This window comes from Corynebacterium diphtheriae, assembly GCF_001457455.1.
Classification (GTDB): domain Bacteria; phylum Actinomycetota; class Actinomycetes; order Mycobacteriales; family Mycobacteriaceae; genus Corynebacterium; species Corynebacterium diphtheriae.
The window spans coordinates 1446600-1466260 of sequence record NZ_LN831026.1 but is presented as its reverse complement, the minus strand read 5'-3'; the positions used below and the strand labels follow the sequence as shown (position 1 = coordinate 1466260).

Genomic DNA, 19661 nt, shown 5'->3' with positions numbered 1-19661 from the left:
AAGGTACCGCTGCTTTTACATATTATTTCATTTTGAATGAAGTTCTTAGATCGGGGAATGCTGCGTGGACTCCGATTGCAATGAAAACTGCTACCACCATCTTAATAACGTCGGGGCCAATAAAAGGAACGTTGACGAGCAGTGCCTTATTGAAGTCCATGCCGGCGCGAAGCATGAGTCCTAGCGTGCCCAATGCGTATTGGGTGACAAGTGCCAATAACGCAGCTACAAGGAAAGAGACAAAAGCAAGCGGTTTTGGTTGCTTTGGTGCGTTATAGGCAACTACGCCGGCAACCAGTACTGATACCAAGTAGCCCACCAAATATCCAACGGTTGGTCCAGGAAGCGCAGCGAGGACAGAACGACCACCTGCTAGAACCGGCAGACCGATGAGGCCTAGGGTGAGAAACAGTGCAGTGGCAAGAAATCCTCGTCGTGCTCCAAGAATGAGACCCGCAAGCACGATGACGGCATTTTGCATTACGATGGGCACGCCTGCGGCGCCTGCTGGAATTGACACAAACGCGAACACGATGATGAGTGCAGCAAACACTGCAATATAAGCGAGATCGAGAAGTTTTCTTTGAGATGAATAAGATGTAGACACAAGCAGATACTGTACTGCGTTGTGGAGTTTGCGTCATATATCCAACGTTGCAATAGCCATACCGACGAGAATATCGAGGAAGACCAATGCGATTGACTGCCTTCTATCAGAAGCTTGAAGAGGAGTTTGGGCAGATGAAGGGCGCATGGATCGTCCACTCACATGTACTGAGCAGAACCGGAAAAACCGTCGAAGATAGTATCGAACACGAGATTGACCTAAGGCAGGTCTGGTTTGATTTGTGCGATGATTTTAAGATTCCTGAACAGCGTCGTTAGTTCTTGTTATTGATATGACGATTTTTGTTCGAGGTGCCTAAAGATTTTTTGTCGAACATGTATTCGTGTATTCTGGTTTGTTGTAACTGGTGACGTTGGATTAAAGACTTATAGTCAATACCGTTCGTTGGGGCGGATCGCCGTACAAACGTAGAATTTACCCCTTCTTTCACCCCGTGGATCTTTTTGGGTGAGTGAATACGTCTAAATAAACAGAGAACAAGTTTTAAAGAAACAAGAAAAGGAGCACCCATCATGGCGCCAAGAAAAAATAGTAAGACGCAGCAACCAACTGGAGATAATCGCAAGAAAGCGCTCGATGCGGCTCTTGCGATGATCGAAAAAGATTTTGGTAAAGGTGCGGTTATGCGTCTTGGTGACGAGAATCGTCCGCCGATTAGTGCTATCTCCAGCGGTAACACTGCTATCGACGTAGCTTTAGGAATTGGCGGCTTTCCTCGTGGACGTATCGTTGAGGTATATGGTCCGGAGTCATCGGGTAAGACCACCGTCGCATTGCATGCTATCGCGCAGGCTCAAAAAGCCGGAGGTATTGCGGCTTTTATTGATGCTGAGCATGCTCTAGATCCTGATTACGCACGCAAACTGGGTGTAGATACTGATGCATTGCTTGTTTCTCAACCTGATACCGGCGAACAGGCTTTGGAGATCGCAGATATGCTTGTGCGTTCTGGTGCTATTGACATCATTGTCATCGACTCGGTTGCAGCATTGACTCCAAAGGCGGAAATTGAAGGCGAAATGGGAGATAGCCATGTTGGCCTTCAAGCTAGGTTGATGAGTCAGGCGCTCCGTAAGATGACTGGTGCGCTTTATAACTCAGGCACTACGGCAATCTTTATTAACCAGCTTCGTGAGAAGATCGGTGTTATGTTCGGTTCGCCCGAAACAACGACCGGTGGTAAAGCCTTGAAATTCTATGCCTCAGTTCGGTGTGATGTCCGACGGATTCAGACACTTAAAGATGGTCAAGATGCCATTGGTAACCGGACTCGCTTGAAAGTGGTCAAAAATAAGGTTTCGCCACCGTTTAAGATCGCAGAATTCGACATCATGTACGGTGAGGGAATTTCACGAGAATCTTCGATTATTGACCTGGGTGTTGATAACGGAATTATCAAAAAATCTGGTTCTTGGTTCACATATGAAGGCGACCAGCTCGGACAAGGAAAAGAAAAAGTACGTCTCTATCTTAAAGAAACGCCAGAACTGGCCGATGAGATTGAAGACAAGATCTTCAGAGCGCTTCATATTGGAAAATACGCTGCATTGAAGGATGCTGACGATGCGCTGACTGATGATCCAGTAGACATGGTTCCTAACGTAGATTTCGATGACTCAGATGACGATTAATCAATCTGATTCTGCTCATAGTGGCAATGCTTCAGCTGTGCAGTCTGAAAAGATTGCGCAGCTGAAAGCCGCTCTTCAAAATTTTTCTGCATCAAACAGTGACTTGTTCGATTATGCACTTGAAGAAGAAAAAGCAAAGGTGCGCAAGCGCGCGCTTCTGCTTCTCGACCAACGGGCACGATCAGTTTACGAACTCACCAATCGACTCATCTCAGCCGATTTTGACCCAAACATCGTCGAATATGTCGTTGAAGATCTGGTTCGAGCAAACTTGCTTAATGATGAGAATTTTTCTAGGGAATGGGTACGGCAGCGTCGCCAACGTCGCGGGAAATCTCGGCAAGCCCTAACGCGGGAACTTCGAGATAAAGGAATAAAATCCGAGATCATTGCAGACGTGGTAGGAGATATCCAGCCCGAAGATGAGCAAGATATTGCACGAGAACTCGCCTATAAAAAGGTTCGATCATTAAAGAAAGAACCTTGTGACTATCCGGAGTACCAAAAAGTATTGCGCCGTACAGTGGGGGTTTTGGCACGGCGGGGATTTTCACAGTCGATGGCATTAGAGATAGCGCGAGAAGCAATCGATGCAAGAATTGATGAAATAAGGCATTAGTTCCTCTTGTAACGTCACAAAATTCAAGATCCACAATTGTGCTCGTGTCACATTGAGCTTGTACAATGTCTGCTCGTGTCATCTGCAACCGAACAAAACACTAATTCAGGCATTAACGATTCTGGTTCTTCCTCTGAGCGTACTGCGAAAGAAGAAATGTTTAACGATATAGAGTCTCACCGCGTACCTAATGTAGGTCAGGGAAGATCCTTTGAAGTAAGAACGTTCGGTTGCCAAATGAACGTTCATGATTCGGAGCGTCTATCTGGTTTGTTAGAAGAAGCCGGATATCACGCGGTGGCTGATGGTGAAGAGCCAGATCTTGTCGTATTTAACACCTGTGCGGTGCGAGAAAACGCAGATAAGCGACTGTATGGCACCCTAGGGCAGTTGCGGTCGGTGAAGGAAAAGAACCCTCGCATGCAAATTGCCGTTGGCGGATGTTTGGCTCAAAAAGACAAAGACACGGTGGTTGCTAAAGCTCCTTGGGTCGATGCGGTTTTTGGTACTCACAATATGGGAGCATTGCCATCGCTTTTGAGCCGATCCGAGCACAACAAACGCGCCGAGGTGGAAATTGTTGACTCGCTCGAACAATTTCCATCAGTACTACCTGCAAAACGTGAGTCAGCATATGCAGGTTGGGTATCGGTTTCGGTCGGATGTAACAACACCTGTACTTTCTGTATCGTGCCATCGCTTCGTGGCAAAGAAGTCGACCGTCGACCAGGTGACATTTTGGCGGAAGTACAAGCTCTCGTTGATCAAGGAGTCAGTGAAGTTACCCTTCTTGGCCAAAACGTCAATGCTTATGGTGTGAACTTCTCTGATCCTGATATCCAGCGCGATCGCTTTGCATTCTCTAAACTCTTGCGCGCGTGCGGAAAGATTGAAGGTCTTGAACGTCTACGTTTCACCAGTCCTCATCCCGCAGAATTCACGCATGATGTGATTGACGCTATGGCGGAAACCCCCAATGTGTGCCCACAGCTCCACATGCCGCTCCAATCTGGTTCCGACAAAGTCTTGAAGGAAATGCGTCGGTCTTATCGTTCAAAGAAATTTTTAGGGATTCTCGAGGAAGTGCGAGCAAAGATTCCGCATGCTTCTATTACCACTGACATCATCGTAGGTTTTCCCGGAGAAACCGAAGAGGATTTCCAAGAGACGCTGAATGTAGTTGAAAAAGCACGTTTTACTAGCGCTTATACTTTCCAATACAGCCCTCGCCCTGGTACTCCAGCAGCAGACTATGCTGATCAGGTTCCTAAAGAGGTAGTCCAAGGCCGATATGAACGACTCCTTGCGCTGCAAGAACGCATTAGTACTGAAGAAAATGCAAAGCTAATCGGTACTGAGGTTGAACTGCTTGTCCAAGCATCCGGTGGACGAAAAAATGATAAAACTCACCGTATGACTGGGCGTTCTCGTGATGGCCGTCTAGTGCATTTCGATCCACAAGGACATGTTGATGGAGATATTCGACCAGGAGATGTGATCACCACAGTAGTAACTGAGGCAAAGCCATTCTTCCTGATTGCAGACTCGGGTGTTTTACAGCATCGCCGTACAAAAGCAGGCGATATGAGTGCAGCCGGTAAAGTTCCCACGACTGCTCCGGTAGGCGTTGGGTTGGGTCTACCGTCCATTGGCTCTCCGGCACAAAAGCGTTCAGAAACGTCGAAAAGCAGTGGATGTGGCTGTTAGCTGTAATGTGGCAGTAACCTAGAGCGTTATTAATTCTAAGGAGAAGAACATGAGCGAATCGTCTGGATCTGCTACCGAACAGGAATTAAGAATCAAAGAGATTCAAGCTGCACGATTCGTTCATGTAGGGCGAATTCAATGGTTGTTGATTGGTGCGTGGACGCTCTTCGCTGTGGGCTTAGTGCTTCCGCATTCTGGAAACGCGCAAGGATGGCAGGTACTCACTTTTTCTAGCGCCGCAGCCGATTCTGGAGTAAAGCTTGCGGAATATATTTTCGTTCTTATCGGCTTTATCGCAGCAATTGTGTGTAACCTATTTCTAATTCTCACTCGTCGAACGGTTGCCGCAAATATTGGATTTTTGCTCAGCGGCATTGCATTGCTCATGTCCTTGTTTGCCATGTGGATGCGCCTGCAAAGTAAAGAAAACGAAGGTTTCTCCGGAATCGGAATTGGCTTCGGAATCGAAATCCTTGCAGTCGTCGTATTGGTGTACGCTTTGTCTGCACTAGTTTTTAGTAAGAGTGAAGAACAGCGTCAGATAGAACACCTACGCGCTACTACGGAAGTAACTGATGAGGTCGCGTGCGTGCAACGTGATCTCCAAAATCAGCGAAGGGGAGAAAATAACCCTTTGCTGGTAGATAACCGCCGACGACAAGCTGCTGAGAAGCGTCGTTCGAAATAAAAGCGTTTTTAAAGAGTCAATTGCCAAATTTGGGTTGCCGAGACTCGTTGAAAACCAAGACGAGAGTTAATTGATCCCATACGGGTGTTGTGCGAACTATAGTCGCTAAACACCCGTTTCACTTTTGGCCAGTTGTTGTGAATATTTTTCAGAGCAGCAGCTTTAACCCTTGTGCCATAACCCTGATTACGGTGATCGCAATCGACGATGGTTATACCTTGTTCGGCGAGATCAGCGCTGCTATGGCAACGTTGCAACGCTTCGGATAGTGCAAGTACACAGCCAGAATCGTCACGTAGAACAGTAGTTAAGGTTCGATTACCTCGTTTTTTATGTGCTGTGGCAGATTGTTGAAGGCGCTGCAAAGTCCATGGCTGCGGCTGTCGTAATAGATCACCAGTGGGGATGTCAGTATTTGATTGGTTGAGAAGTTCCAAAATCCCAGGGATGATCTCATCTGGGAATTCTGAATTCTCGAAGCATTCAGTATGGATGTTTTCCACGCGCTCTAATGCCAAGGGCATTACTACGTAACCGTGAATTTCTTCATGTGCTAGGCGGTAGCCGTGTTGCATTAATTGATTCACACAAAAGTTATGAGCGCTCGTCGCAACTTTTCCGTAGGGAAGTTGCACGTGAATAATAGGTCGCCGCATTTCGAGGGCTGTCTCTGAAAGAAGATCGAAACAACGAGTAAGTGCTTGTTGTGCTTCTTCATCTAGATCCTCATCTTCGAGAGGCTGTAATTCTGCATCAAGAACGATGTTTGCGGCCAGAACTTTAGTATCAGCTGCTAAGTAGACTTCAGTTTCCACATAGGCTAGGGGAAAGCCTGCAACGTCAGAAGGAGAATCGTCAGTTGTAGAGGGAAGATTCAATATTGAATTTTTGTGTTTGTTCTGAACTGCATTGTTCTCAACAGAAAATACTCCGAAGATCCGAGAGTATTGTGCGTAACTGCCTTGTAACGCTGCAAGTACCGTGGTTGCTGAGCACGAGGTTGCGATATCGCCTGTAATGTCCTGTGCTGCCAAATTTGAGGAAAATACGAATGACCGAAGCTCATCACTCGGTTCTAGAAGAGCGACATTACAAGATGGCTTCGGTCGGTGAAATTCGTATACGTCAAGCATGCATTGAGTGTATCAATGCATGCTTGACGTCAGAATTAGGACAGGGAACTGTATCGCGTATCGCGCACCTGGCTAGTGAAATTACTTCTTAGCGATTTTCGACAGCATTAATCGCGGCATCGGCCCATTCTTGCCACTGTTGTGCTTGAGCACGAAGCTGTTCAGCTTTCTTGGTGTTACCTTTCACCTCGGCCTCTGCAGCTTGAGCTGTAAATTCTTCAACCTTAGAAATGAATTGAGCTGCGCGCGCTTGAGCAGCAGGATCGGTGCGTCGCCACTGTGCATCGGCTGCTTCAGTAACTCGTTTTTCCAAGTTAGCAATTTTTTCTTCGTATTCACGGACGCTATTGCGCGGGACATATCCGATAGCTTCCCACTTTTCTTGCAGTTCGCGAAGCTTCTCGCGGGCTGACTCGAGTCCTTGTGCAGGGTCAATCAACGGGGTGTACTCGTCGATAAGCGCGTCCTTTGCCTCGGCGTTGGCAGCAAACTCACGGTCGCGTTGATCGTTTACAGCATTACGGGCGTTGAAGAAGTAGTCTTGGGCTCCCTTAAACGCTGCCCAAAGTTTGTCGTCAACATCTCGTGGGGCACGTCCTGCTGCCTTCCATTCGTTCATGAGCTCCTTGAACGCATGAGCGGTATCGTTCCAATCTGTTGATTCTTTGAGGATGTTTGCTTTTTCGACGAGGTCCTCTTTAATCCGGCGGGCTGCAGCACGGCCGCGATCAAGCTCAGCAAAGTGCGAGCCGCGACGGCGATTAAACGAGTCTCGTGCACGAGAGTAGAGTTTCCAAAGTTCATCGTCTGTTTTGCGGTCGATTCCCTTGATAGTTTTCCACTCATCAAGAATCTCGCGAATGCGATCGCCTGCGACTTTCCAGTCGGTAGATTTTTCGGCGATTTCCTCAGCTTCAGCAACAAGCTTTTGCTTCTGCTCGATTGCTTTTTCTCGTAGTTGCTGTTTCAGCTCGCGAGCTTTTTCTCCAGCAGAGTCTGCTCCATCGATGATGGAGTTTAGGCGTTTTTCCAAAGAATCGAGATCGCCGATAACCGCAGCGTCGTCAAGCCCATCACGAATTTCGCCAGCTTTTTCTTTGATATGCGAAGCATCGTTCGGATGAGACTTAAGGCGAGATTCCAAGAGCGCAACTTCGGTAGCAAGATCTTCGAATCGATGAATGTAGTGTTGAAGTCCTTCTTCAGGAGTGCCAGCCTGCCATGAACCAATCTTTTTTGTTTCGCCACCGCGAATCAAATAAACCGTGCCATCATCATCAACACGACCAAAAGCACGGGCTTGGTTCATCGCGGATACATTGGGGGCTACGACTTTACGTGCAGCGTGAGCTCCAGGACGTGGGCCTGGAACAGCTCCTGGGCGAGGACCTGGCTTGGGGGTGTGCGGGGTGCTCATGACAGGTGGTTCCTTACTTGCTCTAGAGTGCCGCGCGGCGCGGCGCCATGTTCGATCAACAATTCAATTACTTTGACATGCTATCTGGCAAAGCTGTGGGCGACCTGAAAAGGCAGCTGAATTCCACTCCACTAAACTTACCGTGTTGCAGATTAAAGTGTTTGAGTATTACGGACATTATCGAGTAAGGAATAGCTGTGGGATCGGAAACCGATGTGATTCACAACATGTTCAGCACTGACCCTACGTGGATACTTTTGGTTCCTAGCGGCCCAGTCGTAATCACCGAACTTTCACCATTTGAGCCTATTAGCCAGCTCATTAGGACTGCTGTTGACGACATACTGCATGAATTGAATCCGAAGACTATTCGAATCATTTTTTCTTTACGTGATGCGGAATACACAGCGCATACCGGTTCGTTTCGGGCTTGGGGTGGAAGAAAAACTGCCGTATCAGCCGGAAATTATCTACCAGAGCTGGTCGTACGGTTTTTGATAGGCAGATACCTTGAGCACAATTCCAACGTGGAAGTGCTCACAGGATCTGGTCTAAGAGATGCTAAGCCGAATGAGCTTATTGTCTATGCTGTAGATGGCCCCGCCGCTCTAACCCAGCGAGCACCGCTGGGTTTTAATCCGAAGGCTGCGGAATTCCACGATGCAATCGTGAATTGTTTGTCGCAAGCTAGTAATAACTACACCGTAGAACCAACGTGGCTGCAATCGGCGACAAAGACAACTTCCAAAGATGATCTATTACGCGCAGGGGTGGTTAACCCTTCGCAATGGCTAGAGCTATTCCAGTACTCTTATTCATCGGTTCAATTACTGTTGTCAGATTCGACTTTAGGTGTGGGCAGATACGTGGCGTTATTGCAACCATGCTCTTGAATCGAATAATGCACTGCGTCAATTTCTGGGGAAACAAAATCAAAGAAAGGCAATCCGATCGTATGGATAATCCCACGACACCTATTGCGGTTGTTGGGCCGACTGCGTCAGGTAAGTCTGCGCTCGGAGTATCGTTAGCGCATCATCTTAATGGCGAGGTAGTCAACGTCGATTCGATGCAGCTTTATAAAGGCATGGATATCGGCACCGCCAAGCTCACACTTGAGGAACGCGAAGGCATTGTGCATCATTTGCTTGATGTGTGGGATATCTCTGAAACAGCGTCGGTTGCACGTTATCAAAGCCAAGCGATTGCTGTGGTAGAAGATATTCAACGCCGTGGCAAAACCCCCATTTTGGTTGGTGGATCGATGCTTTATGTGCAATCGCTTGTCGACGATTGGCAATTCCCGCCCACTGATCCATCCGTGCGTGCGAAATGGGAATCAAAACTTAATGAAGTTGGCGTTGAAGCGCTTCACGCACTATTGGCGCAAAAAGATCCTCAAGCAGCTAGCATCATTGAACTTAAGGATCCTCGTCGAACTGTACGGGCGTTAGAAGTTATTGAGTTGACTGGAAAGCCCTTCAACGCCAGTCAGCCCCCTAAGAATGCTCCACCACGCTGGAATACCCAGATTATTGGGTTAGGAACTAATACAGAGTGGCTTAACCCTCGAATCGATCTTCGCACAGAGCTGATGTTTGAAAAAGGCTTTGTCCACGAGGTAGAAAACCTCGTAGGAAAAGGGCTGATAGCTGATTCGACAGCTGGTCATGCCATTGGGTATGCGCAAGTACTTCAACATTTTGCTGGTGAGCTGAGTGTTGATGAGATGATTGAGCACACTAAGATCGGAACTCGTCGCTACGTGCGTAGGCAACGAAGCTGGTTCAAACGCGATCCAAGAATTCATTGGATCGATGCGAGCGGAGATACTTTCTCTATGGCGTTATCATTGCTGTCATGACCTACATGAATACTCACGATGCACAGTTGCCCGTCTATAAAGGGCACGGCACGGAAAATGATTTCGTTATCATCCCGGATTTAGATGCGAAAATTGAGCTCACACCAGATTTCATTGCCGCACTATGTGATCGCCGAAGCGGAATTGGTGGCGATGGACTTCTCCGCGTAGCAACAGCTCAAGCGCTTCTGAAAGCAGGAGTTCTCGCTGCTCTTCCAGACGGAGTAGCTGCGACTGACGTGTTCATGGACTATTACAATGCAGATGGATCAACTGCTCAAATGTGTGGCAATGGAACGCGGGTTTTTGCCCATTGGGTACGAGCTCATGGAATTAAAGACGAAGACGAGTTTGTTGTAGGTACCCGCGCCGGGGCACGTTTTGTCAAAGTACGTAGCTTTGATGATTCACAGGCTGAAGTTACGGTTGATATGGGCTCAGCGGAAGTCACAGGTGTATCTACATGCACAATCGGGTCACAACAATTCGCTGGTTTAGGCGTTGATATGGGTAACCCACATTTGGCATGTGTTGTTCCTGGGTATGGTCAAGAAGACATTGAAAATCTTGATTTAGTCAAACCGTTATTTGACCCGAAGTTTTTCCCAGAAGGTGTAAATGTTGAAATCGCTACGCCCTTAGTTCAAGGTGTTACACATATGCGTGTCTTTGAACGAGGTGTTGGAGAAACGCGAAGTTGCGGAACTGGCACTGTGGCTACGGCTCGGGCGGCATTAGCTGATGCTGGACATGCCGATGGGGAAGTGGTTGTAGTCGTTCCAGGCGGAAAAGTCAGGGTGACTATTCAGGGGGATGAATCAACTTTGACTGGTCCGTCACGAATCGTGGCCTCGGGGTATATCAATCTGGCCGGACTGAAGAAAAACTAATCTAAAAGCTAGTTTTCGGTGTACCGACGTGCGGCTCGGCGTGCGTCGATCCATGCTTGTTGGAGTTGAGATGCTCTCTGGTCGGTGATGTCGAGATGCTTTTCTAACTGAGATGTATTCAGAGACGTGTTGAGATGAAGACGTACGCGTTGAAGAAAACGGTCTGAATTTGAAAGCAAATAGTGAAAACTTTCAATTTCAGGAACAGTACTAAAAGTATTGAGCAGCTCGGGGCGTTTTAGTGTGCGATCTGCAATGCTGGAAGTATCTGATCCGTGTGCAAAGCGATTATATTGCGCCTCAATATCTTCGATATCTTCTACAGACAAGATGACTGATGATCGTAGAGAATCAATTTCAGCACTGTTGGGGCGATGATCGATCATGTAATAGATAGCGATAAAAAGAATAATGCTCAAGAAGATGCCGGGCGTTTTGAGCAGCCAAATTAAAACACAACAAGAAAGAGCGATGACTAGATACGGCCACCAGGGCAGCCGCGAGGAACTTTCCAGTCCAGCAAATTCTGGCATAGTGTCTCGCTCCTTCCATTAAGTTGTGTCAATGACGATCTTGCGGTAAATCCATGTGATTCGTTAATGCAACCCTAGTGGCCGCAACCACAACCCCCGCCACCGCAGCCGCCGCCACCGCCGCATCCGCCGCCTTGTGGGATAACGACAGATCCGACTAGAACTGCATCTGCTTCTAAAATGACGTCACGTTCGGGCAGTGGGACGCTCGCGGGTAAACAAATATCGAAGGGGAAGTTTCCATCAACTGTTACATGAATGAATTGTTCACTGGTAAGAGTGTTGGTGAGGTATTCCGCCGACAAGACTCGGGCGGCGAAATGCGCGGAAGCATCTGGGATGTTAGAGCCGTTTCCTTCAGTAACAATGGCAGCGCCATGACTGATTAATTCTCCGAGGTGCCCATTGGGATTGGCAGCTAGATACTCTGACTCAGTGGCATGTAGTGCGACATTGTGCGCTAACGCTGTCACACCGAGCTGCTGCCACCGTTGCTCAGGTTCGTCGACCAGAAGTGGTCCTTGTGCCAAATTACAGGTAATAGATGTGATGGATTCCCCGTTGTAGTCCACAATGTCACACAATGCTAAAACGTCATTAATCATACTAACGTGGGCAAAGGTCATGGTTGCGGATTGGAATCCAGCGAAAGTAGCAAACGGTTCGACGGCCAAGATGTTAATGTTTGCGCCAGACTCATCGGTGTATTGGATGAGTTGTCCACCGCGTACTTCTCCCGTAACCGTGAGATTGTCCGTGGCAATTGCTGCTTCGACGGCATCTTGCCATTTATCGAAGGTCATTCCGATGCTGAGGAGGTCATTGCTCATAATCTACGATTGTAACTTCTCTCGTCCAGAACTCGGGCATCGAGACGGCTTTGTTGAGGTGGGCGATTAGGTCGTTCGCTGTCAGCGAGAATTCTCGTAAAAAGGTGGCTGCACCATCAAGAAACTGGAAGAATGTGTAACAACGATGACAAATAATACTTTTAAGAACTCGGAACTTGGCACACAGTCTCACATTCTTGCTGGTCAAGGGGAGAAAAACTATAGCTCACATGATGAGCTTTTGGCACGTGCGTTTCGCGATCATAAACCTGTGAGCCGCTCTGCGGATGACGGCGAAGACTTTACTGGCTTGATTGCGACAAAATCGGTGTCGGAAGGTCATACGAATGTGTCTGACCACACACCGACTGTCGGCGAATTAGATCTGGAAGCTCGATCGAGTTTAAGATCGTTGACGCGTGGCTCAGAGATCCATGCAACCGATCAGGATGACGGTTATGACGTCGAATATCGTAAGTTACGCTTGGAACGCGTCATCCTAGTAGGGGTGTGGACCAAGGGGACGACTGCAGAGATCGAAGCGAATATGAATGAATTGGCTTCGCTGGCGGAGACTGCAGGTGCAGACGTTGTCGAAGTCTTGTACCAAAAGCGTGATAAGCCCGACCCAGGAACTTATATTGGTTCCGGCAAGGTGTCGGAACTCAAGGAAATAGTGTCGTCGACAGGCGTCGATACGGTTATTTGCGATGGTGAGCTTTCGCCGAGTCAGATGATTGCTCTGGAAAAGGCTCTCGATGTCAAAGTCATCGATCGAACAATGTTGATTTTGGACATTTTCGCTCAACATGCGAAATCCAAAGAAGGTAAAGCTCAAGTAAGTTTGGCTCAGATGGAGTACCTCATTACTCGAGTGCGTGGTTGGGGTGGGGCGCTATCGCGTCAGGCTGGTGGTCGTGCCGGATCCAATGGCGGTGTTGGTCTTCGTGGCCCTGGCGAGACAAAGATCGAAGCAGATCGGCGACGCTTGCGTTCTGATATGGCTAAACTGCGCAAAGAGATCGCGGGTATGAAGACGGCTCGTGAGGTGAAACGGTCGCAGCGAAAGCAGTCAACGATTCCTCAAATTGCCATTGCTGGATATACCAATGCTGGAAAATCTTCGCTTATCAACGCAATGACCGGTGCTGGTGTCTTGGTAGAAGATGCTTTGTTTGCAACGTTGGATCCAACAACACGACGTGCGGAGCTTGCAGATGGTCGCGCAGTTGTGTTTACGGATACGGTTGGCTTTGTGCGTCACCTACCGACTCAATTAGTCGAGTCGTTTAGATCCACCTTGGAAGAGGTCGTTGATGCTGATCTCGTCCTGCATGTTGTTGATGGGTCTGATCCATTTCCGCTCAAACAAATCGAAGCCGTAAATACGGTGGTATCGGAAATTGTTCGTGAACTTAAGGTAGATGCGCCTCCAGAGATCATTGTGATCAATAAAATTGACCAAGCTGACCCATTAGTTTTGGCTGAGCTGCGTCATGCTCTTGATGATGTGGTCTTCGTATCTGCGAAGACGGCAGAAGGAATACCCGAGCTAGAAATGCGGGTAGAACAGTTTCTTAATACCCTAGATACTCATGTGCGATTGCTCGTTCCATACACTCGGGGAGATATCGTGTCGCGTCTCCACAGCAATGGCACGGTTCTCAGCGAAGAATATGAAGCAGAAGGCACGCTTATCGACGTCCGGTTACCAGCTGCTATTGCGGCGGAACTAGGTGAGCTACGAGTTGATTAAGCACCTGACTTCATCTGCAATGGGGTAGACCCATGATGTTGTATTTGTTTTATTCCTTGTGTGGGAGCCATAATGAGGTTTCGTGAGTACAGCATCTTGGGGTTGGACCCTACACGGAGATGGCAAGACCATCGCACCAGGCGCAGTTGTTGCACCTGAAGAACGGCTCAGTTGGAGCCGAACCATCGGCATTGGAATGCAACATGTGATCGCTATGTTTGGCGCTACATTGTTGGTTCCAACTCTCACTGGATTTCCTGTCAACACCACCTTGCTATTCTCCGGAATTAGCACGATGGTGTTTCTTCTTATTACGAGAAATCGTCTTCCTTCGTATCTGGGAAGTTCCTTTGGATTCATCGCACCTTTGATGGCTTCTCAAGGAGAAGGGATTGGCGTACAACTCGGTGGCGTTGTTGCGACTGGCCTTGCCTTAATTCTAGTGGGCTTTATTGTTAAATCCGCAGGCCGGAGAGTAATTGATTTGGTTATGCCACCTGCAGTAACTGGCGCCATTGTTGCCCTGATCGGCCTCATCTTAGCTCCAAGCGCAGCTGGAAACTTTCAATCGCAGCCCTTAGTGGCAGTTGTAACACTAGCGAGCATTTTGCTTTTTACGGTTGCCGGACGTGGGATGGTTGCTCGCCTAGGCATTCTTATTGGTGTAATTATTGGTTGGGTTTTTGCCGCTATAACCGGCAACCTTGCTGAAGGCGCGAGTGATAGTGTTCGGGAGGCGGCTTGGATTGGTTTCCCACAATTTCATACGCCAGAATTCACAACACACGCTATTTTAGTAACGCTGCCAGTTGTTATTGTTTTGATTGCTGAAAACGTTGGACATGTTAAAGCTGTGAGCGAAATGACAGGGCGTAACCTCGATGATTTAGCTGGTGATGCTTTGATTGCAGACGGTATCGGAACAACCTTTGCCGGTGCATTCGGTGGCTCAGGAACTACGACATATGCCGAAAATATCGGTGTCATGGCGGCTACGAAAGTCTATTCCACAGCGGCCTACTGGGTAGCAGCGCTTACAGCTGTGGTGCTTGCGTTCATTCCAAAATTTGGAGCCCTAATTTTTACTATTCCAACTGGAGTTCTTGGTGGCGCTGCATTAGTTCTTTACGGATTGATCGGCATGCTCGGTGTTCGTATCTGGCAAGACAATAAGGTTAACTTCAATAACCCAGTTAACCTCACAGCAGCAGCCGTGGCGCTTATCGCCGGTATCGGTAACCTCACCTTAGTGATCGGTGGGATTGAGCTTCAAGGAATCGCGTGGGGTTCAATGGGTATTATCGTTTTCTATCCTGTACTCAAGTGGTTGTATCTTCGTGTGGGCGAAGGAAACAACGCACGTTTCTAATAAAAATTGTGCCCGAAAACCTGAGAGGTTTTTCGGGCACAATTTTGCTATTTACGTGTATTTAACCGCTGTGGCCCTTAAGCATATCTTCAAAATTAGTCAATTCGTTCAAAGGATCGGAACCGGAATGACGGTTACGAACGTTTTGTCCTTCAGCGGTGACGCCACCTAGTCCACCAACGTTGCCAGATTCCTCGACAATGAGGCTTGCAAGTTCTCCTGCGGCACGAGCGATTCGTTTATTGAATTCCGCTCCTTCTGGTCCACCGAAATCTTCGGTAGCTGCAAAAACTCCAGTGGGGACTACTACCGCCCGCATATATGACAACAATGGACGTAGCGCATAATCGAGAACCAAAGAATGTCGCGCGCTACCAGCCGTAGCAGCGATAATCGTGGGCATACCGGTCAGTGCATCCGTATCAAGTACGTCGAAGAACATCTTGAATAAACCGGTGTAGCTAGCTTTAAAGACAGGCGTCGCTACAACGAGTCCATCTGCAGCGGATAGAACTGACGTAATTTCTTCTAATTTAGTCGTGTGTACCCCAGTAATCATAGCTGTCATGAGATCTGGGATAAGTTCACTTAGCTCAATTGTAGAAACACTGAGGGCTTCGCCGCGGGCAGAAACTGCTGCGGTTACAGCTTCAGATATTGAGTCTGCAATCTGGCGGGTTGATGATGGGGTGCTAAGACCTGCGGAAATGACTGCCAGTGTACGCATAATATATTTTTACCTTCTCCTTTCACGTTTATCCAAGGAAGCCTGGTAGTTCGTACACCTATTGTGCGGATGTTTTACCTGGTTCAACTAAAAAGTGCGGGTGCTCTGGGTGAGCTTTGAGGAACGAGTGGCTTGGGGGATCAGATGGGACATGATCAGGCCGACGTTTTTCCATGCGGCGACGAAGCTCGGGAACAACTTGAGTGCCTAAGATTTCGATTTGGTTAAGAACAACTTCAAGAGGTAGCCCAGCGTGGTCGATAAGGAAGAGCTGACGCTGGTAGTCACCAACCCAATCAGCGAACTGCATAGTACGTTCGATGACTTGTTCAACAGTGCCAACGGTCAACGGTGTAAGTTCGGTGAACTCTTCGAGGCTTGGTCCGTGCCCATAAACCGGTGCGTTGTCAAAGTAAGGACGGAAGAATTTCTTTGCCTCTGCCTCAGTCTCACCGATGAATACTTGCCCACCGAGTCCGACGATGGCCTGATCTGCGCGACCGTGTCCGTACTTTTCAAATCGCTGGCGGTAAATATTGACCATTTGGGCAGTGTGCTCTTTATTCCAGAAAATATTGTTATGGAAGAATCCATCGCCATAAAATGCTGCTTGTTCGGCGGCGATCTGTACAGACCGAATTGATCCATGCCATACGAATGGGGGAACGTCGCCTAGCGGTGCTGGAGTAGAGGTGTAGTTCTGTAGCGGAGTGCGGAATTCACCTTTCCAATTCACCACGGGTTCACGCCATAGCTTACGAAGAAGATGGTAGTTCTCGACAGCGAGTGGGATACCTTTTCGGATATCTTTGCCAAACCATGGGTAAACGGGGCCGGTGTTTCCGCGCCCCATCATTAGGTCTACACGTCCACCGGAAAGGTGCTGTAGAAAAGCATAGTCTTCGGCGATTTTTACAGGATCGTTAGTGGTGATCAGGGTGGTGGACGTCGATAGCTGAATATTTTTAGTCTGCGCTGCAATATAAGCCAAATGTGTCGTAGGGGAGGATGGTACGAATGGTGGATTATGATGCTCACCGGTTGCAAATACATCAAGACCTACTTCTTCAGCCTTTAATGCAATCTGTGTCATTGCGTTAATGCGATCGTGTTCGCTGGGAGTAACTCCGGTAGTGGGGTCTGTCGTAACGTCACCAATGGTGAAAATGCCGAATTGCATGATGTTGGTCCTTTTAATTGGGTATTCGTGATCTAACACCGGCAATTATATATGACATGTCAACAATGTTCAGGAGTTTCCCTCTTCTCAGAGGTGGCACAGTGGGAGAGTGAATAAAAAGAGGAGAACAAAAGTTCTCCTCTTTAAAGTGGTCACGGCGTTGCTTAAACGGCGTCGAGATCCTTTTCGATCAAAGCTGCGATCTTCTCAACAGCCTCAGGGTTTTCGGAGGTGACGGTAACCTTATCGCCCTTCTCTGCACCCAAAGCCATGATCATAAGAGACGAAGCTGCATCAGTCTCATCATCGTCTTCGCCTTCGATGGTGAGGAAGATATCCTCATCAAATTCACCGGCTGCCTCTGCAATAATCGACGCTGGGCGTGCATGCAGGCCGACGGAGGATCCGACAGAAACGGTCTTGGAAGCCATGAACTGGTGTCCTTTCATTTAGCTGTTCGCAGCATCATATCGAAGCTTACGTTACGCGAACAGTGCGATTTTATTACGTACCTCGAGCAACGATGCTGCACTGCATCATAGCAGTGGCATCGGTTACCTCTGACACCCCGTGCCAGTTTGAGAGCACCTGTGTCCGATTCTATTCTGAATGTTTATTTTTCGCCATCAATCGGGCATAAAAGCAATAACGATTGATGTCTTTTAGAACACGTCGTTTAAGCTGCCGTACTGTCTTTACTGTACGAAGTCGTGGAGATTGGAACGGGCCACATACTCTTTAAGAGAATGACAATGAGAGCGGAAACCTTCACGCCAATGAGTAAAGCTAAGAGGAATGTCCACGCTGGAGAAATCGCAAAGAGTACAAAAATTCCGCCATGCGGAGCATGCGAGCCAGTCGTGGTCCCCATGGAAATTGCGCCAGCTGATGCGCCTCCAATCATCAATGATGGTATCACCCTAATCGATCACCTGCGGTAAGAAGGGATCGCTCCTTCAGAAATGAAGGAAAGTCCTAAAAGCCACGCTGATTTTCCGTTTTCTCGTTCGGTATCTGTAAACACTTTTTTATCCATAATGGTGGCTAAAGAAAGTGCAATCGGGGGGAGCATACCTGCGACCATGACTGCCGCCATAATATGAAGCGCAGCAGGTTCATTGGTGGACAGGCCTGCGGTAGCAAATAAATATACTGCTTTATTTACAGGGCCACCGAGGTCGAAACACATCATAAGTCCCAGCACTGCCCCAAGAATGATGGCTGAAGAACCCGATAGTCCTGCCAGCCAGTTTTGGAGGGATAACAGCAACAATGAAAGGGGTTTGCCTAAAACTAAGAACATGATCAAACCCACAAAAGACTGGAAATGAGCGGAACAATTACTACGGGCATAAGCGACGAGATAAGTGCGGGAACCCGCCTCGTAGAAAGCCACCATGCAAGCGTTCCAGACAGTAGCCCGGTGACTAATCCGCCCAAAATCCTGCGCCAACGAAGACTGATACCGCACCGCCGATATAACCTGGAGCTATTCCTGAGCGTCCAGCGATAGCAAACGCAATGTATCCCGAAAGTGCAGCTACAATAAATTGCATTGACATTGAGTCGATAGCAAAGGCCACAGCGCCAAGATAAAGCAAAAGGCCAGAGCGCTGAAATGATACGACTGTCCTGTTGCTATATCGATGAACACATCGTGGCTGGGCAGATCAGTGAACGAATGCTGAATGGCAATTGCCTGCCATCCAGCAGCTATGTCGTAGCCTCTCAAAAGAAATCCGAGGGCTCACATTAATCCGCCGGCTGCTACGAACGGAACCATGTAGAAACACCAGTCATCGCAGCGTGGCGCATTTTTCGTTCTAAATCGTAGGCTGTTGCTGCTACACGATGAGTTGCATGTTGTCGAACTGTCGTATTTGTTGAAGAATTCTTGAGTGCGATTGCGGCGCTAAGGGGGTCGTGGGCTGCATTCAAGGATTCGTTTTCCTTTGAATCGCTCACGGTCACGCACTCCCACATCGGCTGCAAAGATAACAACATCAGCTGAAGCGATCTCTTTTTCACTTAATACTGAGTTGTCAGAAGTGCCTTGAGTTTCTACTAACAATGAGGCGTCGCCACGTGCTTTCGCGGCCGAAGTAAGTGCATCCGCAGTCATATAGGTATGGGCGATCCCAGTAAGACATGCGGATATTGCCGCAATCCTTATAGGAGAACTCGGTGCATTATTTTCCGCATTGCCGTTTGTGAATTTAGCGATGCAGAAATAATTGCTTCTACCTGTGTTGGAGTAGTCGCAGCACGCAAGGATGCTGCGGCTGATTGATTGATCAGTGCTCGCGCCAAGGTTGAAAGAATTTTGAGGTGAGCTCTTTTCGCATCGAGTGGAACTACAATGAGAAAGACTAAATCCACAGGATTTTGGGAACCGTCGAAAAGCACTTGTTTGCTTAGTGATGCAAAAGCGATCACAGGATGTGCTACGGCTGACGTTCTGCAGTGCGGAATCGCAACGCCTTGGGGGAGTGCGGTGCTGCCAGATTCTTCGCGAGTGAGGGTATCGGCAATCAGCGTGTCGACGGCATCCGTAACTCAAGCTGTTTTCATTACATGACAAAGCTCCTTGATGATTGATGTTTTATCGCTATCCCAAGCAGGGACGAGAGCGATGAGTGAACTGTCGATGAGCCTAGAAGGCATGGGTTTTGTATGTGCCCTTGAACGC

Annotated in this window: 18 protein-coding genes and 1 pseudogene; 10 read left to right on the top strand and 9 right to left on the bottom strand. The window is 48.2% G+C overall.

Annotation, left to right across the window (positions count from 1 at the left end):
• Positions 1 to 22: 22 nt before the first annotated feature.
• On the bottom strand, positions 23 to 607 hold the full coding sequence (locus AT687_RS07100) for a biotin transporter BioY (RefSeq protein WP_003851878.1): 585 nt from the start codon (positions 605 to 607) through the stop codon (positions 23 to 25).
• Between the two features lie 86 nt (positions 608 to 693).
• On the opposite strand from AT687_RS07100, the gene AT687_RS07095 reads away from it, so the two are divergent.
• The 5 genes from AT687_RS07095 (at position 694) to AT687_RS07075 (ending at position 5273) form a co-directional block, all read left to right on the top strand.
• Positions 694 to 885 (top strand): DUF3046 domain-containing protein, encoded by a 192-nt coding sequence (locus AT687_RS07095; protein WP_010935072.1) that lies wholly within the window; start codon positions 694 to 696, stop codon positions 883 to 885.
• Positions 886 to 1140: 255 nt separating this feature from the next.
• A complete protein-coding gene (recA, locus tag AT687_RS07090) occupies positions 1141 to 2259 on the top strand; it encodes a recombinase RecA (RefSeq protein WP_003851873.1) in 1119 nt (372 codons plus the stop codon).
• Positions 2260 to 2296: 37 nt separating this feature from the next.
• Positions 2297 to 2878 (top strand): recombination regulator RecX, encoded by a 582-nt coding sequence (gene recX / locus AT687_RS07085; RefSeq protein WP_014303529.1) that lies wholly within the window; start codon positions 2297 to 2299, stop codon positions 2876 to 2878.
• Positions 2879 to 3034: 156 nt separating this feature from the next.
• Complete coding sequence (gene miaB, locus AT687_RS07080; protein WP_134882471.1) at positions 3035 to 4585, top strand: tRNA (N6-isopentenyl adenosine(37)-C2)-methylthiotransferase MiaB; 1551 nt, start codon at positions 3035 to 3037, stop codon at positions 4583 to 4585.
• 49 nt (positions 4586 to 4634) lie between these two features.
• Entirely contained in the window at positions 4635 to 5273 is a 639-nt protein-coding gene (locus AT687_RS07075; protein ID WP_014308423.1) for an Rv2732c family membrane protein, read from the top strand.
• 8 nt (positions 5274 to 5281) lie between these two features.
• Here the strand turns inward: AT687_RS07075 and AT687_RS07070 are convergent, their stop codons facing one another.
• Entirely contained in the window at positions 5282 to 6406 is a 1125-nt protein-coding gene (locus AT687_RS07070) for a GNAT family N-acetyltransferase (protein ID WP_014302037.1), read from the bottom strand.
• An 88-nt stretch (positions 6407 to 6494) separates the two neighbouring features.
• The gene (locus AT687_RS07065; RefSeq protein WP_014319141.1) at positions 6495 to 7823 is read right to left on the bottom strand and encodes a DUF349 domain-containing protein; all 1329 of its coding nucleotides are present in this window, start codon (positions 7821 to 7823) and stop codon (positions 6495 to 6497) included.
• Between the two features lie 197 nt (positions 7824 to 8020).
• On the opposite strand from AT687_RS07065, the gene AT687_RS07060 reads away from it, so the two are divergent.
• The 3 genes from AT687_RS07060 (at position 8021) to dapF (ending at position 10577) form a co-directional block, all read left to right on the top strand.
• On the top strand, positions 8021 to 8716 hold the full coding sequence (locus tag AT687_RS07060; protein ID WP_014310517.1) for a hypothetical protein: 696 nt from the start codon (positions 8021 to 8023) through the stop codon (positions 8714 to 8716).
• 62 nt (positions 8717 to 8778) lie between these two features.
• Positions 8779 to 9687, top strand: a complete 909-nt coding sequence (miaA, locus tag AT687_RS07055; protein ID WP_003851856.1) for a tRNA (adenosine(37)-N6)-dimethylallyltransferase MiaA — start codon at positions 8779 to 8781, stop codon at positions 9685 to 9687.
• Positions 9684 to 10577: a diaminopimelate epimerase gene (gene dapF, locus AT687_RS07050; RefSeq protein ID WP_014310516.1), complete on the top strand. Its 894-nt coding sequence runs from the start codon at positions 9684 to 9686 to the stop codon at positions 10575 to 10577. The genes miaA and dapF overlap by 4 nt, the downstream gene beginning before the upstream one ends.
• An 8-nt stretch (positions 10578 to 10585) precedes the next feature.
• On the opposite strand, the gene AT687_RS07045 is transcribed toward dapF, so the two are convergent.
• Together AT687_RS07045 and AT687_RS07040 are read right to left on the bottom strand one after the other, a co-directional pair.
• On the bottom strand, positions 10586 to 11110 hold the full coding sequence (locus AT687_RS07045) for a hypothetical protein (RefSeq protein WP_014319140.1): 525 nt from the start codon (positions 11108 to 11110) through the stop codon (positions 10586 to 10588).
• A 74-nt stretch (positions 11111 to 11184) separates the two neighbouring features.
• Positions 11185 to 11940 (bottom strand): hypothetical protein, encoded by a 756-nt coding sequence (locus AT687_RS07040; protein ID WP_010935065.1) that lies wholly within the window; start codon positions 11938 to 11940, stop codon positions 11185 to 11187.
• A gap of 145 nt (positions 11941 to 12085) precedes the next feature.
• Between AT687_RS07040 and hflX the strand changes: the two genes are divergently transcribed.
• Both hflX and AT687_RS07030 read left to right on the top strand, forming a co-directional pair.
• The gene (gene hflX / locus AT687_RS07035; protein ID WP_014319139.1) at positions 12086 to 13696 is read left to right on the top strand and encodes a GTPase HflX; all 1611 of its coding nucleotides are present in this window, start codon (positions 12086 to 12088) and stop codon (positions 13694 to 13696) included.
• Between the two features lie 82 nt (positions 13697 to 13778).
• Positions 13779 to 15065: a uracil-xanthine permease family protein gene (locus AT687_RS07030; protein ID WP_014319138.1), complete on the top strand. Its 1287-nt coding sequence runs from the start codon at positions 13779 to 13781 to the stop codon at positions 15063 to 15065.
• Positions 15066 to 15126: 61 nt separating this feature from the next.
• Here AT687_RS07030 and AT687_RS07025 read toward each other — a convergent pair whose 3' ends face one another.
• The 4 genes and pseudogenes from AT687_RS07025 to AT687_RS13515 all read right to left on the bottom strand — a co-directional run bounded on the left by AT687_RS07025 (position 15127) and on the right by AT687_RS13515 (position 19636).
• Entirely contained in the window at positions 15127 to 15792 is a 666-nt protein-coding gene (locus AT687_RS07025; RefSeq protein ID WP_014310512.1) for an FMN reductase, read from the bottom strand.
• Between the two features lie 58 nt (positions 15793 to 15850).
• Positions 15851 to 16972, bottom strand: a complete 1122-nt coding sequence (locus AT687_RS07020) for an LLM class flavin-dependent oxidoreductase (protein ID WP_014319137.1) — start codon at positions 16970 to 16972, stop codon at positions 15851 to 15853.
• Between the two features lie 164 nt (positions 16973 to 17136).
• Positions 17137 to 17403 carry an HPr family phosphocarrier protein gene (locus tag AT687_RS07015; protein WP_003851840.1) on the bottom strand — a complete coding sequence of 89 codons (267 nt, stop codon included), beginning with the start codon at positions 17401 to 17403 and terminating at the stop codon, positions 17137 to 17139.
• Positions 17404 to 17648: 245 nt separating this feature from the next.
• Positions 17649 to 19636 (bottom strand): annotated as a pseudogene (locus AT687_RS13515) (PTS fructose transporter subunit IIABC).
• Positions 19637 to 19661 lie beyond the last annotated feature (25 nt).